Source organism: Sphingobium sp. RAC03, assembly GCF_001713415.1.
Classification (GTDB): domain Bacteria; phylum Pseudomonadota; class Alphaproteobacteria; order Sphingomonadales; family Sphingomonadaceae; genus Sphingobium.
Map to the genome: position 1 here is coordinate 425,399 of NZ_CP016456.1, position 15,500 is coordinate 440,898.

General features: G+C 63.4%; 13 protein-coding genes. 9 read left to right on the plus strand and 4 right to left on the minus strand.

Translation table 11 applies throughout. The annotated features are described in order from the left end of the window. The first annotated feature begins 53 nt into the window (after positions 1 to 53). From rpoD to BSY17_RS06670, 4 genes are all read left to right on the plus strand, one after another. Positions 54 to 2,111, plus strand: a complete 2,058-nt coding sequence (rpoD, locus tag BSY17_RS06655; protein ID WP_069064913.1) for an RNA polymerase sigma factor RpoD — start codon at positions 54 to 56, stop codon at positions 2,109 to 2,111. A 141-nt stretch (positions 2,112 to 2,252) separates the two neighbouring features. Next, positions 2,253 to 2,933, plus strand: coding sequence for a DUF6975 family protein (locus BSY17_RS06660; protein WP_069064914.1), 681 nt, complete (start codon positions 2,253 to 2,255; stop codon positions 2,931 to 2,933). A gap of 87 nt (positions 2,934 to 3,020) precedes the next feature. Next, complete coding sequence (locus tag BSY17_RS06665) at positions 3,021 to 3,866, plus strand: AAA family ATPase (RefSeq protein WP_037477788.1); 846 nt, start codon at positions 3,021 to 3,023, stop codon at positions 3,864 to 3,866. Between the two features lie 127 nt (positions 3,867 to 3,993). Further along, positions 3,994 to 5,028, plus strand: a complete 1,035-nt coding sequence (locus tag BSY17_RS06670) for a hypothetical protein (RefSeq protein WP_069064915.1) — start codon at positions 3,994 to 3,996, stop codon at positions 5,026 to 5,028. Here the strand turns inward: BSY17_RS06670 and BSY17_RS06675 are convergent. Then, positions 5,016 to 6,395, minus strand: coding sequence for a methyl-accepting chemotaxis protein (locus BSY17_RS06675; protein WP_069064916.1), 1,380 nt, complete (start codon positions 6,393 to 6,395; stop codon positions 5,016 to 5,018). The two genes, BSY17_RS06670 and BSY17_RS06675, sit on opposite strands and share 13 nt — an antisense overlap. Positions 6,396 to 6,539: 144 nt before the next feature. Between BSY17_RS06675 and BSY17_RS06680 the strand changes: the two genes are divergently transcribed. Both BSY17_RS06680 and BSY17_RS06685 read left to right on the plus strand, forming a co-directional pair. After that, positions 6,540 to 7,715 (plus strand): vWA domain-containing protein, encoded by a 1,176-nt coding sequence (locus tag BSY17_RS06680; RefSeq protein WP_069064917.1) that lies wholly within the window; start codon positions 6,540 to 6,542, stop codon positions 7,713 to 7,715. A gap of 126 nt (positions 7,716 to 7,841) precedes the next feature. Further along, on the plus strand, positions 7,842 to 8,810 hold the full coding sequence (locus BSY17_RS06685) for a hypothetical protein (protein ID WP_069064918.1): 969 nt from the start codon (positions 7,842 to 7,844) through the stop codon (positions 8,808 to 8,810). A 42-nt stretch (positions 8,811 to 8,852) separates the two neighbouring features. Here BSY17_RS06685 and BSY17_RS06690 read toward each other — a convergent pair whose 3' ends face one another. Beyond that, positions 8,853 to 9,938 (minus strand): anhydro-N-acetylmuramic acid kinase, encoded by a 1,086-nt coding sequence (locus BSY17_RS06690; protein WP_069064919.1) that lies wholly within the window; start codon positions 9,936 to 9,938, stop codon positions 8,853 to 8,855. Between the two features lie 128 nt (positions 9,939 to 10,066). Here BSY17_RS06690 and tyrS point away from each other — a divergent pair, with 128 nt between their 5' ends. Next, the gene (tyrS, locus tag BSY17_RS06695) at positions 10,067 to 11,284 is read left to right on the plus strand and encodes a tyrosine--tRNA ligase (protein ID WP_069066828.1); all 1,218 of its coding nucleotides are present in this window, start codon (positions 10,067 to 10,069) and stop codon (positions 11,282 to 11,284) included. Between the two features lie 77 nt (positions 11,285 to 11,361). Further along, positions 11,362 to 11,715: a PilZ domain-containing protein gene (locus tag BSY17_RS06700; protein WP_069064920.1), complete on the plus strand. Its 354-nt coding sequence runs from the start codon at positions 11,362 to 11,364 to the stop codon at positions 11,713 to 11,715. Here the strand turns inward: BSY17_RS06700 and BSY17_RS06705 are convergent. Both BSY17_RS06705 and recG read right to left on the minus strand, forming a co-directional pair. After that, complete coding sequence (locus tag BSY17_RS06705; protein ID WP_069064921.1) at positions 11,687 to 12,772, minus strand: mechanosensitive ion channel family protein; 1,086 nt, start codon at positions 12,770 to 12,772, stop codon at positions 11,687 to 11,689. The two genes, BSY17_RS06700 and BSY17_RS06705, sit on opposite strands and share 29 nt — an antisense overlap. A gap of 172 nt (positions 12,773 to 12,944) precedes the next feature. Further along, positions 12,945 to 15,005 carry an ATP-dependent DNA helicase RecG gene (recG, locus tag BSY17_RS06710; RefSeq protein WP_069064922.1) on the minus strand — a complete coding sequence of 687 codons (2,061 nt, stop codon included), beginning with the start codon at positions 15,003 to 15,005 and terminating at the stop codon, positions 12,945 to 12,947. Between the two features lie 201 nt (positions 15,006 to 15,206). Here recG and BSY17_RS06715 point away from each other — a divergent pair, with 201 nt between their 5' ends. Then, on the plus strand, positions 15,207 to 15,473 hold the full coding sequence (locus BSY17_RS06715; RefSeq protein WP_069066829.1) for an FAD assembly factor SdhE: 267 nt from the start codon (positions 15,207 to 15,209) through the stop codon (positions 15,471 to 15,473). The last annotated feature ends 27 nt before the right edge of the window (positions 15,474 to 15,500 follow it).

Sequence of the window (15,500 nt, forward strand, 5' to 3'; positions counted from 1 at the left end):
GCATTGGAATTGATCGCTCCCGCCAGAGGGAGCGGCGGAGTTAAGGCGAATAAATGGCGACCAAGGCGAACAGCAAGAATGCGGCGGGTGCAGGCGATGGTGGGGATGAAGGTGGCGATGCGCCCCTGCTCGACCTCAACGAAGCCTCGGTCAAGAAGCTGCTCGCCCGCGCCAAAAAGCGTGGCTACATCACCTATGACGAGCTGAACAACGCCCTGCCGCAGGACCAGATGTCCTCCGAGCAGATCGAAGATGTCATGTCCGCGCTCAACGACATGGGCGTCAACATCGTCGAAAATGAAGAAGCCAGCGAAGATGGCGAGGACCAGCAGCGCGAGGACGACAACGACGACGCCAACGAGGCGGCGGACGATGACGATGGCTCGCCGCGCCTGGTCACTGAAAAGAAGAAGGAAACGGTCGATCGTACCGACGATCCCGTTCGCATGTATCTGCGCGAAATGGGCGCGGTGGAACTGCTCAGCCGTGAGGGCGAAATCGCCATCGCCAAGCGGATCGAGGCTGGCCGCGACACCATGATCCTGGGTCTGTGCGAAAGCCCGACCACCTTCAACGCGATCATCGAATGGTCGACTGCGCTCAACAATGGCGAAATGCAGCTGCGCGAAATCCTCGATCTTGACGCCATGCTGTCCAAAGACCCTGCCCCGGAAAGCCTGGAGGAGGGCGCCGAGGATGATGATGGCGAGATCAGCGAGAAGACCGCTGGTCCCAGCTTCAAGGAAGAAGAAGAGCCAGAGGAAGAATCCGCCGACGCCGATGAGGATGAGGACGGCAATGAACGCCGCCCCCGCCGCGTCGAAGAGGAAGAGGAAGAGGACAACACCCTCTCCCTCGCCCAGATGGAAGAAACGCTCAAGCCGATCGCGCTGGAGAAGTTCGCCACCATCACCGAAATCTTCCGCGCCTTCTCGGCCATTCAATCCTCGCGCATGCTCGCCATGGGTACGGGCGAAGTGCTGAGCCAGAAGGATGAGGATGATTATCAGGAATTGCGCGAAAGCCTGACCGCGCAGGTCGAGAGCGTCCAGTTCCATCAGCAGAAGATCGAATATCTGGTCGATCAGCTTTATGCCTATAACCGGCGCCTGACCGCGCTGGGCGGGCAGATGCTGCGTCTGGCCGAGCGCCATAAGGTCAGCCGAAAGGACTTCCTCGACCGCTACGTCAATTTCGAACTGGACGATGCCTGGCTCGACCGGGTCAGCGGCATCGACAAGAAATGGGCCGCCTTCGCCGCCGCCGAAGCGCGCGCGGTTGAACGCATCCGCAACGAAGTCAGCGAAATCGCGCAGGCGACCGGCATGTCGCTCGGCGAATTCCGCCGCATCGTCAACATGGTGCAAAAGGGCGAACGCGAAGCGCGCATCGCCAAGAAGGAAATGGTCGAAGCCAATCTGCGCCTCGTCATCTCGATCGCCAAAAAATACACCAATCGCGGCCTGCAATTTCTGGATCTTATTCAGGAAGGCAATATCGGCCTGATGAAGGCGGTCGATAAGTTCGAATATCGCCGCGGCTACAAGTTCAGCACCTATGCGACCTGGTGGATCCGGCAGGCGATCACCCGTTCGATCGCGGATCAGGCGCGGACCATCCGTATCCCGGTCCATATGATCGAGACGATCAACAAGCTGGTCCGCACCAGCCGCCAGTTCCTGCACGAGCAGGGCCGCGAACCGACCCCGGAAGAGATGGCCGAGCGCCTCTCCATGCCGCTGGAGAAGGTGCGCAAGGTGATGAAGATCGCCAAGGAGCCGATCTCCCTCGAAACGCCGATCGGCGACGAGGAAGATAGTCACCTCGGCGATTTCATCGAGGACAAGAATGCCATCATCCCGGTGGATGCCGCAATCCAGGCGAACCTCAAGGAAACGGTCACCCGCGTCCTCGCCAGCCTAACCCCGCGCGAAGAGCGCGTGCTGCGCATGCGTTTCGGCATCGGCATGAACACCGATCATACGCTGGAGGAAGTCGGCCAGCAGTTCAGCGTGACCCGCGAACGCATCCGTCAGATCGAGGCGAAAGCGCTGCGCAAGCTCAAACACCCCTCGCGCAGCCGCAAGATGCGCAGCTTCCTCGACCAATAATCTGCCGCTTTTCAGCGACATGAAAATGGGCGGCCTTCGGGCCGCCCTTTTTTATGTCGGCGTAAACCGCTTCTTTACCCCCTTTTGCTTAACCTGCGTTGCGAAGCCCGTCGGCGGATCGGGCAAGACAGGAATCCTGGCATGAGTGAAGCGGCACCCCGCTACCAATTTGGCGATATCGCGCGGATATTGGAGGCGCTGGTCGCTGCCGATGGCACCGCAGCGCATAGCTATGCGCTGCGCGCGGGGACTGGCATTGCCCGTGACACGCTGCTGTCGCTCGGCGACCTTGCGGATGCGGCTTATTATCTCTGCCTGCTTCATGGCCGCCATCCTGGTGTCATCGATCATGCGGCCACCCGCTCGGCCGATAATGCCGCGCGCACCTGGCTGATCGAGGCCGCCGACGCCTTCGCTGCCGAACGCGCCTATATCACCCAGGTCACCGTCGCCGCCGGTCCTGTCCCCAGCACTGCTGGCCAGGCCGATTGCGAAACCGCCGTCAGCCAGCAACGCCACGCGCTCGATATGCTCGCCCAGTCCGACCGGCGTGGCTGTGCCATGGGCGCGGCGATGGCGCTGGTGCTCGACTGGCGCGCCGTGCGCCAGGTGCTTGATATCGCTGCCCTGCGCGCGGGTATCGAACCCCATGCCTGCACCCTGCCCGACCGCGCCGCCACGCTCGATGTCGCCCGCGCGATCGGCGGCGACGATGGCGTGGACCGGGCGATCCAGTTCGGCGCACGTCAGTTGCTCAACCAGCATCGCGGCCTGTGGGACTTGCTCGCCGCCCGCGCCGATGTGCGCGCGCGGCAGGACTGAACCCCACCGATACCGCCCACACGGCTTGCGCCCACGCGCTGCTTTGCCTAGTCCCGCCACAGTGACAGGCTAAGCAGGCGGACGATGATGCGTTTTGAAGGCACCCAGGACTATGTCGCCACCGACGATCTGAAGGTCGCGGTCAACGCTGCCGTGCTGCTGCGCCGCCCGCTGCTGGTGAAGGGGGAACCGGGCACCGGCAAGACCGTGCTGGCGCAGGAAATCGCGACCGCGCTTGGCGCACCGCTGATCGAATGGAACGTCAAATCGACGACCAAGGCGCATCAGGGTCTCTATGAATATGACGCCGTCGCCCGCCTGCGCGATGGCCAACTCGGCGACCCGCGCGTCCACGAAATCTCCAATTATATCCGCAAGGGCAAATTGTGGGAGGCGTTCACGTCCCCGACCCTCCCCGTGCTGCTAATCGACGAAATCGACAAGGCCGACATCGAATTCCCCAACGATCTGTTGCAGGAACTCGATCGCATGGCCTTCCATGTCTATGAAACCGGCGAGACGATCGCAGCCGCTGATCGCCCCGTGGTCATCATCACCTCGAATAATGAAAAGGAACTGCCCGACGCCTTCCTGCGCCGCTGCTTCTTCCATTATATCAAATTCCCCGACCGCCAGACGATGCAGGCGATCGTCGATGTCCATTTCCCCGGCATCCAGAAAATCCTGGTGAGCAAGGCGATGGATATTTTCTACGAGATTCGCGATGTGCCGGGCCTCAAGAAAAAGCCCTCGACCAGCGAATTGCTCGACTGGCTCAAGCTGCTGCTGAACGAGGATATGCCGCTCGACGTCCTCCAGAATAGCGACCCGACCAAGGCTATCCCCCCGCTCCACGGCGCGCTGCTCAAGAATGAGCAGGACATCATGCTGTTCGAACGCCTCGCCTTCATGGCGCGGCGTCAGGGCCGGTAACGGCTCACCCCAACGCAGATCTCCCTAATCTCGCGCGAATCCGCTTGCACCCGCGCGCATTGTCTGTAGCCTTCCTGTAACTATTCAACGCCGCGCCAAGACGGTCTGGATCAGGAGCTGGATGCCAATGCCAAAGCGCGCCCTTTTTCTCTTTACCGCCGCCCTCTGTCTGGCCGCACCCTTTGCCGCGCAGGCCGAAGATACGCTCGAAGCCTGGACGCCGACCGATAGCAGCATCCGCGCGAGCGCCGCTGGCATCAGCCTACCGCACAGCATCGCCACCCTCTCGCTCACCAAGAGCGGCGAGGCCTCCAATGGCGGTCGCGGCGTGGACAATTATGCGCAATATGTCTCGCAGGATGGCGCGGTGCAGGCGACGCTCTACGTCTATCTGCCGACCTATGCCGACGCCTCGCTCGCTGCCTATATGACCGACAAGGCGGTAATGGAGCGTTTCGGCCCCAAAACTCGCCGCACCGCTTATGCCAGCGCGCCCGTCGCGGGCCAGGCCGATCGCGCCATCCGCGCCGTCTATGATGATGCGGCCGATGGCGCGCTGACCACGGCGGCGGGCTTCGTCCATGCCGGCCGCTGGATCGCCAAGATCCGCGTCACCGGCCCCACCGATCGCCGCGCCGAAGTGCTGGCCGGGCTGGATGGCATGCTCGCACAGATGACGCTGGACGATCCGACCTCGCTGCACGCCACCGCCCCTGCCCGGTTCGATGCCTGCCCGGTCGCCGCCAGCAAGGACGCCCGCCTCACTCGCAGGGCCGGGACCGGCGAATCCGTGCCGCAAGAGGTCCGCATGCCACGCGAGGGCAAGGATGCGCTTTGCGTGCGCGGCACCGTCACCACTGCGCAGGGTAGCTACGACATGCTGCAACAGGTCGGCCGCGCTGACGGCGCGATCATCGTGCCCGTCGATGACAGCGGCACCGTCCTCGCCTTCGATCCCGCCACCAGCGGTACAGGCTATAAGCTGTCGATCCACATGGTCGGCCAGACCGACCTCTACGGCACCTACGACCGCGTCCCCAGCCCCCGCCAGGTCGCCGCCATCCTCGACGGCGACGATCCACACACCGCCAAAGCCAGCGCCACCGCCGCCTACACCGCAAACGGGGAAGTGAAGATGGTGCAGGCCAATCAGATCAGATAGCCCACCTCATACAGGCCCCAACGCCGCCCGCCGAACAGCAGCGGCACGAACACGCTGCGCAGCGCGCGATAGCGGCCTTCGCCCAGATCCTGGCGATAGGTATAGAGGAAGAAATCGCCCTCACCGTCCAGCGCACGGCGGGTCTGGCTGTCCATGAAAATCTGGCGGTTGCGCGCATGTTCCATATTCCAGTGATGCGCGCCGGGCCGCTGCGGCTGGCTTCGTGCGCTGATATGGGTGGGCAGATAGCCGTTCATGTCGATCAGGCAGCAGCCCACGATCGCGCTGTCCTGCGCGGTATGCCGGTCCAGCGCCGGGCGCAGCATCGCGTCGGCAAAGGCGGTAAAGCCAGTCTGATATTGTGCCGGGTCCGACCCTGCGACGCGCCGATAATCGACATCAAATAGCTGCGCCGTGCCGATATGCCCGTCCGCCAACCCCTGCTCGATCAACGCGCCGATCTCCTCCGCGCCCTCCTCGGCCAGCGCGATATAGCGACTGTTGCGCGTGCGTTGCGGCCCGTGCGCGGCGCTGTTGAGCATCGCATTGGCCATGGACTCCAGCCCTTCGAGCTGCACCCGCGCCTCATCCGCCCGCGCCGCGCTTTCGCTGGCCGACCGGCGGAACGTCGTCAGGCCATGGCGCAGCGCCGCGACATCGCCATCCGCCGCATCGGTGCAGGCGACGATCGTCTCGGATCGCTCGCCGAATTGCGCCACCAGCGATGCGATTTCGGCCATGCTCAGCCGCAGCCGGTCGATATGAGTGCCGACGCCGCGCCCGCGCACGATGTTGGCTTCGACCCCGCCGATCAGCTGGCGCGCATCGCGATCAAGCTGGCCCAGCTTGTCACCGACCGACGCAGCCGATTCCCCCGCCTGTCCCGCCAGCCGCCGGATCTCGTCCGCAACCACGGCAAAGCCCTGCGTCGCTGCGCCCCCGCGCGCCGCCTCGATTGCGGCATTGACGCCCAGCAACCGCGTCTGCCGCGCGATCGCGCCCAGTTCGTCGGACACGTCGCCGACCGCCTCGATCACGCTGAGAAATTGGCGCAAATGTCCTTCCAGCCCGGTGACATGCTCGACCAGGCCGGTCAGCTCGCCGATCGACAGAGTGATGACGTCATGCCCCTCGGCAATGATCTGCCCGGCCCGCCGCGCGGTCAGGCGCAATTCCTGTGCCGCCGTCACGCTCTCGCCATGGCTGGCCGCCAGCGCATCCATATTCGCCTGCAAGTCCGCCAGTTGCGCGGCATCGCCCTGGATGCGGTGATTGAGCGCGCCCAGAAACCCGGCCGTTTCGCTGCATTGCAATGCAATGTCGCCCGACCTTTCGCCCAAATCGGCCAGTAAGTCCCCGTTTTTCAAGCGCGCCCCGCAACGTCAATTATGTCTGGATAGTGACTGATTAACCCTGCACTGCAACACTTAATATTGTGCTGCCGCTATTGTCGGTGCCTTGATCGCGCGACCGGCTTGCATCGACGCGCGCGCTGTCCGACAAGCCTTCCCATGTTGCTCAACTTTCTCGACGCCCTGCGCGCCGCGGGCATTCCCGCCAGCATCAAGGAGCATCTGCTGCTCCTCGAAGCGCTCGACCGCGACGTCATCGCTCGCCGCCCGGAGGATTTCTATTATCTCGCCCGTGCGACCTATGTGAAGGATGAGGGCCTGCTCGACCGCTTCGACCAGGTCTTCGCGCAAGTCTTCAAAGGCGTGTTCGGCGCGGAAGGTGTCGAAGCCGACATCCCCGAAGAATGGCTCCGCCTCGTCGCGGAAAAATATCTGAGCGCGGAAGAGATGGAGAAGATCAAGTCGCTGGGTGACTGGGACGAGATCATGGACACGCTGAAAATGCGGCTGGAGGAGCAGAAGGGGCGGCATCAGGGCGGCAATAAATGGGTCGGCACCGGCGGCACCTCGCCCTTCGGCCATGGCGGCTATAATCCCGAAGGCGTCCGCATCGGCGGCGAATCCCGGCACAAGCGCGCGATCAAGGTCTGGGAAAAGCGCGACTTCGCCAATCTCGACAACACCAAGGAACTGGGCACCCGGAACATCAAGGTCGCGCTGCGCCGCCTGCGCCGCTTCGCGCGCGAGGGCGCGGCAGACGAACTCGACCTCGACGAAACCATCCGCGGCACCGCACGCCAGGGCTGGCTCGACATCCGCATGCGCCCCGAACGGCATAATGCGGTCAGGCTGCTGCTCTTCCTTGACGTCGGCGGATCGATGGACCCGTTCATCACGCTCTGCGAAGAATTATTCTCGGCGGCGACGGGCGAATTCAAGAATCTGGAATTTTTCTACTTCCACAATTGCCTCTACGAAGGCGTGTGGAAGGACAATCGCCGCCGCTTCGCCGAACGCACGCCGACCTGGGACATTCTCCACAAATACGGCCATGATTATAAAGTGATTTTCGTCGGCGACGCGGCGATGAGCCCCTATGAGATCAGCCATCCGGGTGGATCGGTCGAACATATGAACGAGGAAGCGGGTGCGGTCTGGCTCGAACGGGTCGCCCACACCTATCCCGCCACCGTCTGGCTCAACCCCGCGCCGCAGGCCCATTGGGGCTATAGCCAGTCCACCCGCCTGATCCGCGACCTGATGAACGATCGCATGTACCCGCTGACGATCGAGGGGATAGACGAAGCGATGCGGGAATTGACGCGGAAGCGGTAGATTGATCCATATCGGATAGATTTCGGTGCCGCGCGACAGTTGGCATCGAAACGGTCCAGACTCTCGTTGTTACGTTTGCGATATGGGACCAGCCTTCCTCTTGCCATAACAGGTGGGAGAAGACTCATGCGTGCCGTCTATATTATTCCTGCACTCGCTCTTTCCTTTCCAGCGGTCGCGCTGGCGCAAGACAATGAATGTACCGCACAAGAGGCTGCGATCAACGAAATCACCACCTTGTTCGCCAAGGATCAGGAAGACCTTACCAGTCGATCTGAAAGCATCAAAAATGATGCAGGCAAGGCGGAAATATCCGGCACCGTCGATATAAAGATGGTAGAGCAGAAATTAATTTTCGATATCCCGACCGTTGTGATAAAGACGAAACCGATGTCGCTCGACCTGCCACAGGTAACGATGAATTTGCGGACGATGTCATGGGATGAACCCGTAATTACGATGGTAGCAAAGAAGGTAGGTCAATATCCCGAATTTCGCTGCACAAAGGGCTGGATTCCCAAGTGTAAAGTCGAGTGGAGCGATATCATCACCCACGTTCCTGTCACGACAATGGAGCGACGCGAAATTAAAATGCATATACCCGAAACGAAAATGGCCCGCACCGACTTCAAATTGGATATTCCCGAAATTCACTCCGACCGGAAGGAATGGTTCGTAAAAATCCCCGAAGTCACGCTGCGCAATTTCGTAGTTGAAGCAGAAAAGCTCAAGTCGCGCGGCGACGAACTCGGCTCTGACGCCATGGCGCTGGCGGCTCGTCAAAAGGAAACAGCCGCTCAACGCACAGCCGCTTTGTTCGAATGTCATCTCGCGACGTTGCAGGAAAAACGCGCTCAGGTTGCCGGCACGTTCGAAACGGCGCTGAACACGCTTGATAGCAGCATTGAAACAATGCGCAAAAATGGGGCTGATCCCAGCAAGGTGGTCACAAATGATAGCGCGACCCCAATGGACTTGCTGGCGAGCAGGTCCGACCTGATCGCAAAACGGGATGCCGCCCTTGCGCAGATCGACAGCGCCGTCACGGCCATGCAAAAGGACGAGAAACTGACGGTCGAAAAGACAATTGCCTGAAGCGGCAGGCGGTCTCGTTCCCAAAAGGACGAGACCGCCCCTTTACGCCTTGAACACCACCCCACCCGTCATCGGCTCCGGCACCCCCGTCGTCCCCGGAAAGCTGATCGGCAGCCCCAGCATCGACCGCACCGCCATATAGGCAAAGCCCTGCGCCTCCAGCGCGTCGCCGTCCCAGCCCAGGCCATCGACCGGCACCACATCCAACCCCGTCCGCGCCCGCAACATCGCCATCAAGGTTGCATTATGCCGCCCCCCGCCCGCGACATGGATGCAGGCGGGGCGTACCGCCAGATGGTCGATCGCGCGCGCCACCGCTGCGGCCGAAAAAGCGGTCAGCGTCGCCGCGCCGTCCTCCAGGCTCAGGCCCAGCACCGCGTCGATCGTGAACGCTTCCCTGTCGATGCTCTTGGGCGGTGGCAAATCGAACCAGGGATCGGCCAGCATCGCCGCCAGCCGCGCCTCGTCCACTTGGCCAAGCGCCGCCACCGCGCCGCCTTCGTCATAGGCCGCATCGCCCTGCGCCTGCATCCAATTGTCGATCAGCCCGCTCGCCATGCCGGTGTCGAACGCGACCAGATCGCCGTCCGTCCCGATCGCGGTGATATTGGCCACGCCGCCCAGGTTCAGGATCGCGGCGGGCTTCGTCAGCCCCTCCGCCAGCGCGCGATGATAGACCGGCATCAGCGGCGCGCCCTGCCCGCCCGCCGCCACATCAGCGCTGCGCAGGTCGCCCACCACCGTAATGCCGAACGCCCCCGCCAGTGCCGCCCCGTCGCCAATCTGCCAGGTCCAGCCCCGATCGGGCCGGTGCGCCACAGTATGGCCGTGAAAGCCGATCACGCCAATATCCTGCGCCACATGCCCGCTGCGTCCCAGCAGGTCCGCGACCGCCTCGACATGCAACTCGGTCAGCTCGCTCTCGACCGATGCGATCAGCGGCTCGAATCCCGGCGCGTCCATCGCCATCGCCCGCGTGCAGCTTTCCGCCAGCCGCACGCGAAACCCGTCCTCATAGGCTTTGGCGTGAAAAGCGACCGGCGTCACCGCCCCCGCCCCATCCGTCTCGATCAGCGCCGCGTCGATCCCGTCGCGCGACGTTCCGGACATCAGGCCAATTGCCAGCATTCCTCGTACTCCGTTCGCCCTGAGCCTGTCGAAGGGCCGTTCTGAAACAAGAAAGGGGCTTCGACAAGCTCAGCCCGAACGGATGAGGGACTTTTCGCCACGCATCGCCAATGCTACAGGCGCGGCCCATGAGCAACTATCAGTCTGATCTTCTGCGCCTGCTCGAAGCGCGCGGCTACATCCATCAGCTAACCGACGCGGCCGGCCTCGACGCCATGGCCGTAAGCCAGGTGGTGCCGGGCTATATCGGCTTCGATCCCACCGCGCCCTCGCTTCATGTCGGCAGCCTGGTGCAGATCATGATGCTGCGGCGGATGCAGCAGGCGGGGCACAAGCCGATCGTCCTGATGGGCGGCGGCACCGGCAAGATCGGCGATCCTTCGCTGCGCGACGAAGCCCGCTCGCTGCTGACCAACGAAAAGATCGCGGACAATGTCGCGAGCATCAAGCGCGTATTCGAACGCTTCCTGACATTCGGCGATGGCCCGACCGACGCGGTGATGGTCGACAATGCCGACTGGCTCGACAAGCTCGAATATATCCCGTTCCTGCGCGACATCGGTCAGCATTTCTCGGTCAACCGGATGCTCAGCTTCGATTCGGTCAAGCTGCGGCTCGACCGCGAACAATCGCTCAGCTTCCTCGAATTCAATTACATGATCCTGCAGGCCTACGACTTTCTGGAATTGTCGCGCCGCGCCTCCTGCCGCCTGCAAATGGGCGGGTCGGACCAATGGGGCAATATCGTCAACGGCATCGAACTCGCCCGCCGGGTCGATGGCACCCAGGTTTTCGGCCTCACCTCCCCGCTCATCACCACGGCGGATGGCGGCAAGATGGGCAAGACCGCCAGAGGCGCGGTGTGGCTCAATGCCGATACGCTCTCGCCCTACGACTATTGGCAATTCTGGCGCAACACGCAGGATGCCGATGTCGGCCGCTTCATGCGCCTGTTCACCGACCTGCCGCTCGACGAGATTGCCCGGCTGGAAGCGGCGCAGGGCGCGGAGATCAACGAGGCCAAGAAAATACTGGCCGATGCCGCCACCGCCATGGCGCATGGCACGGACGCCGCCACAGCCGCCGCCGAAACCGCGCGCAAGACGTTCGAGGAAGGCGCGTCCGACGCCAACCTGCCGACCGTCAGCCTCGGCGCCGACGGCCTGACCGTGGTGCAGGCGATCACGGCGCTTGGCTTTGCGCCATCGAACAAGGAAGTCCGGCGCAAGCTGGCCGAAGGCGCGATTCGCGTGAACGGGCAGGTCGTGACCGATCCGGCCATGACGCTGAACGCAGGCGACAAAGTGAGTTTCGGCGCGAAAAAGCACGGCATGATCGTCGCCTGACGGGGAATAGAGTCTTAGGCCGACGTTAACCGCTTCTGGCAGCATGCCGTTCATAACGGAAACGGCAGGTTGCGCCTATGTCCAACCTCCTTTCCAGTCTGAACCACGTCCTGCAATCCCGCGATCCCGCCGTGGATCAGCGCCGGGCGCGCCGCGATCTTGTTGACCTGGTCAGCCATGTCACCGCCGGGCACCACGCCCATAGCGTGCGGATCATCAACCTCTCGCCGCTCGGCCTCATGTGCCGCAGCGACGAGAGGGTATCCGTGGGCGAGCGCGTGACCGTGTGGCTCCCGCTGGTGCAGGACATGCCCGCCGACATACGCTGGGTCGAAGATGGCCGGATCGGCATGGAGTTCATCGAGCCGATCAAGCCGCGCATCTATGACGCGCTGATGGCGCTCATCCCGCCGCGTCGGACGGCCTGGTAAAAGGCACCATCGCCGCCCCCTCCGCCGCCTCGATCCGCTGCCGCCCGCGCACCAGCGCTTCGGGCATCTCGGTCCGCAAAAAGTCTAACATCGCCTCGCGCACATCGCAGCGCAGGTCGAACGCCACCCCGGCATTGCGCGCCGACAGCAAGCAGCGCAGTTCCAGCGCATCGGCGCGATGGTCGGTCACCTGCAACAGCACGACCCGCTTGTCCCAGCGCGCGTTGGCGGTCGTCACTTCCACCAGCTTCTCGCGGATACGCGCCACATCGGCGGTCGGATCGACATAAAGGAACACGGTGCCCAACAGGTCCGACGTCTTGGTCGTCCAGTTCTGGAACGGCTTTTCCAGAAAATAGGATACCGGCACCACCATCCGCCGATCGTCCCAGATGCGGACCACGACAAAGGTCAGCGTAATATCCTCGATCCGCCCCCATTCGCCCTCGACGATCACCACATCGTCCAGCCGGATCGGCTCGGAAAAGGCCATCTGGATGCCCGCGATCAGATTTTTGAGCGCTGGCTGGGCCGCCGCACCAACGGCCAAACCGACCAGACCGGCCGACGCCGCCAGCGTCACGCCGATCGTCCGCACGCCGGGGATCGCCATCAATATCATCGCGATCACCAGCACTGCGATGACGCTCTGCGCGACACGATAGAGGATGCGGACGCGGGTATGGCGTTGGCGCGCTTTCAGATTATCCTCAGCGTTGATGTCGACGCTGCGCTCGATCATCACGCGGGTCGCGCGCATCAGCCGGAACAGCAGCCAGCCGACCAGCAGCGCGAAGACCATCTTCGACCCGATCGACCAAAGCCCCTCGACGCGCGGCCCCAACTCCAGCGGCTGCACCCCCGCCCCCAGCGCCAGCAACACCACCAGCCACCGCGTCGGCTGAAACAGCGCCGGCAACAACACCGGGTCCATCCGCTGCTGCACCAGGCGCAACGCGATCGCGTAGAGCGCCCAATGAATGAGAAAGGCCGAAGCGACAGCGAGAGCGATCGAAACGGCTGCCGTCGATGTGATATGGGTCAGGCTCAGGTCCATCCCGCAAAAACGCGGCAGCAGGCCGATTGTTTCGCAGGCGCAGCATGGTTGCCGACCTCGGCTTCCTTCTTTCACGCCCACGCGCGCTGCAACCCACCATCGCACTCAGCCAACGGCCTGTTCTTCTTAGCCCTCTCCCGCGAAGGCGGGAGAGGGCAATAATTGCCTCCCGTCACCCCCCCCGCAGCAACCCCACAGCCGCATCCTTCTCGAACAGATACAAGCACACCCGCGCTGCCTGCCCGCGCGCACTGTCCAGCCCGCCGTCGCGATCGATCAGCAGCCTCGCGTCATCGCGCGCCGGGTCGATCAGCGCGGCCATATGTTCGGGCGTCGCCAGCTTCAACGCCGCCTCGCCCGACTGCCGCGTGCCCAGCACTTCGCCCGCGCCGCGCAGCCGCAAATCTTCCTCGGCGATCAGAAATCCGTCATTGGTCTCGCGCATCAACGCCAGCCGCGCGCGCGATGTCTCGCCCAGCGCGCCGCCCCGGATCAGCAGGCAGACCGACGGCTTGTCGCCACGCCCCACGCGCCCACGCAACTGGTGCAACTGCGCCAGGCCGAAGCGTTCGGCCCCCTCGATGATGATCAGGCTGCTATTGGGCACGTCGACCCCGACCTCGATCACCGTGGTCGCGACCAATATCTGCGTCCGGTTGGCGGCAAAGGCCTCCATCGCGGCATCCTTGTCCGGCCCCTTCATCCGGCCATGGACCAGCCCCACCGCCTCGCCAAAGCGCAGCCGCAGCGATTCCGCGCGCGCCTCGGCCGCGGCCTGATCGCTGGTTTCGCTTTCCTCGACCAGCGGGCACACCCAATAGGCCTGCCCCCCGGCCCCCACATGGCGGGCCAGCGCATCGACCACCTCGTCCAGTCGCGTCGCGGCCATCACCACCGTCTGGATCGGCTGCCGCCCCGGCGGCATCTCGTCCAGCTTGGACACTTCCATTTCGCCATAATAGGTCAGCGTCAGCGTGCGCGGGATCGGCGTTGCCGTCATCACCAGCAGATGCGGCGCCTGCGCCGCCTTGTTGGCCAGCATCATCCGCTGCGCCACGCCAAAGCGATGCTGCTCGTCGATCACCGCCAGCCCCAGCGCTTTATACTGCACCTTTTCCTGAAAGATCGCATGGGTGCCGACCAATATGTCGATGCTGCCATCGGCCAGCCCCATCAACGTCGCCTCGCGCACCTTGCCCTTGTCGCGCCCGGTCAGGATGGCGATCTCGACCGGCAATCCCGACGCCATCTTGCGCAGCGTCTCATAATGTTGCCGCGCCAATATCTCGGTCGGGGCCAGCATCGCCCCCTGCATCCCCGCTTCGACCGCATTGAGCAGCGCCATCAGCGCCACCAGCGTCTTGCCCGACCCCACATCGCCCTGCAGCAGGCGCAGCATCGGCGTCGCCTGCGCCATGTCGCCCTCAATCTCGCCGAACGCGCGCCGCTGCGCCCCGGTCGGCGCGAAGGGCAGCTTCAGCATCGCCCGCAGCCGCCCGTCGCCCGCGATCGGCACGCCCCGCCGCCGCCGCGACGATTGCCGCACCAGCATCAACGCTAACTGGCCCGCCAAAATCTCGTCATAGGCCAGCCGCTCGCGCGCCTGGGCGTCGGACGGATCGGCATGGATGCGCGCCAGCGCGTCGCGCCACCCCGGCCAGCCCTTGCGTGCCAGCAGGCTGGGTTCGATCCATTCGGGCAGGTCCGGCGCACGGGCCAGCACCTGCGCCACCAGATCGCGCATCCGGTTGTTGGTCAATCCGTCGGACAGGCCATAGACCGATTCGCGTGCAGGAACGCTGCCCGCTTCCTCTGGCGGCAGCACATCGGGATGCACGATCTGGAGCGTCTCGCCATAGCTTTCCAGCTTGCCCGACACGAATTTAGGCTCGTTCAGCGGCAACAGCTTGCGCGGCCAACCGCTATTCTTGCCGAAATAGACGAGCGACACATAATTGCCGTATCGGTCGGTCGCCTGCACCCGGAACGGCGTCCGCGCGCCGCCGCTGGCCTTATAGTCCACCGGCGTCAGTTCGATGCCGATCACCCGCCCCGCATCGGCCATGTCCAGTTCGTCGGTCAGGTGCCGGTCGACCCAACTGACCGGCAGGTGAAAGGCGATGTCGACCGCACGCGCCAGCCCCAGCCGCTCCAGCGGGCGGGCCAGCGCCGGGCCAATGCCCTTAAGGACAGAGATTTCGGCAAAGAGCGGATTGAGAATATCGGGTCGCATGTCTATCTGCTGCGCTCTACTCCAGGCAGGACATATACTCAAACGCACGTTCGGCCCGGCTGTTTTTGCTCAACCCTACTCCCGTTCGTGCTGAGTAGGGGCTGAGCGAAGTCGAAGACCCGTATCGAAGCACCGGCCCTTCGATACGCCATTTCGCCTTCGCTCAATGGCTACTCAGGACGAACGGAAATGGGAATGACCATGAACGAAAATCCCCAGATGCGCCGCATGAAATTCCGCGCCTGGCACCGTGGCACGCGCGAGGCGGACTATACCGTCGGCGGCTATTTCGAACGCTATCATGCCGAATGGGACGAAGCCGACATCGCCTGGTTCGAACGCTTCATGGACGAACAGGATGCCGACATCATCGGCTGGGCCTTGGGCACCATCCCCGTGCCCGACCAATGGAAAGGCCCGATGATGGACAAATTCCTGAAACTCGATTTCGTAAAGATCGAAAACTGATCATCCTCCCCTTGCAGGGGAGGTGGC